Below are 1,175 nucleotides of genomic sequence, written 5' to 3' on the forward strand. Positions count from 1 at the left end.
GACACTTTTTAGGTGTTGTATGGTTAAGTGAATAAGCGTGCACGGTGGATGCCTAGGCAATTAGAGGCGATGAAGGACGTGGTAATCTGCGATAAGTCCAGGGGAGTTGATAACAAGCGTTATATCCTGGAATTTCCGAATGGGGCAACCCGGCACATAGTGTCATCGTTAAGTGAATACATAGCTTAACGAAGCGAACGAGGGGAACTGAAACATCTAAGTACCCTTAGGAAAAGAAATCAACCGAGATTCCGAAAGTAGCGGCGAGCGAAATTGGAACAGCCCTTAAGCTGTTTAGAGGTTAGTGGAATGTACTGGAAAGTACAGCGATACAGGGTGATAGCCCCGTACACAAAAACGTCTTTACAGTGAAATCGAGTAGGTCGGGACACGAGAAATCCTGACTGAATATGGGGGGACCATCCTCCAAGGCTAAATACTCCTAATTGACCGATAGTGAACCAGTACCGTGAGGGAAAGGCGAAAAGAACCCCTGTGAGGGGAGTGAAATAGAACCTGAAACCGTGTACGTACAAGCAGTAGGAGCGGACATTGTGTTCCGTGACTGCGTACCTTTTGTATAATGGGTCAACGACTTAATTTCAGTAGCAAGGTTAACCAAATAGGGGAGCCGTAGGGAAACCGAGTCTTAACTGGGCGAATAGTTGCTGGGATTAGACCCGAAACTTGGTGATCTAGCCATGAGCAGGTTGAAGGTTGAGTAACATCAACTGGAGGACCGAACCCACTAATGTTGAAAAATTAGGGGATGACTTGTGGCTGGGGGTGAAAGGCCAATCAAACCAAGAGATAGCTGGTTCTCCTCGAAAGCTATTTAGGTAGCGCCTCGTGTATCACTGTTGGGGGTAGAGCACTGTTTGGGCTAGGGGGTCATCCCGACTTACCAACCCCATGCAAACTCCGAATACCAACAAGTGCAATCACGGGAGACACACGGCGGGTGCTAACGTCCGTCGTGGAAAGGGAAACAACCCAGACCGCCAGCTAAGGTCCCAAAGTATATGTTAAGTGGGAAACGATGTGGAAAGGCTTAGACAGCTAGGAAGTTGGCTTAGAAGCAGCCATCTTTTAAAGAAAGCGTAATAGCTCACTAGTCGAGTCGGTCTGCGCGGAAGATTTAACGGGGCTAAACATATCACCGAAGCTGCGGATGC

At 48.1% G+C, this 1,175-nt stretch carries 1 rRNA gene; it reads left to right on the plus strand.

The features are described 5' to 3' along the window. Nucleotides 1-21: 21 nt before the first annotated feature. Nucleotides 22-1,175: ribosomal RNA gene (locus tag KSO91_RS17310) — 23S ribosomal RNA — on the plus strand; the annotation flags it as partial.

This window comes from Psychromonas antarctica (genome assembly GCF_022267535.1).
In the GTDB taxonomy this organism is placed as follows: Bacteria; Pseudomonadota; Gammaproteobacteria; order Enterobacterales; family Psychromonadaceae; genus Psychromonas; species Psychromonas antarctica.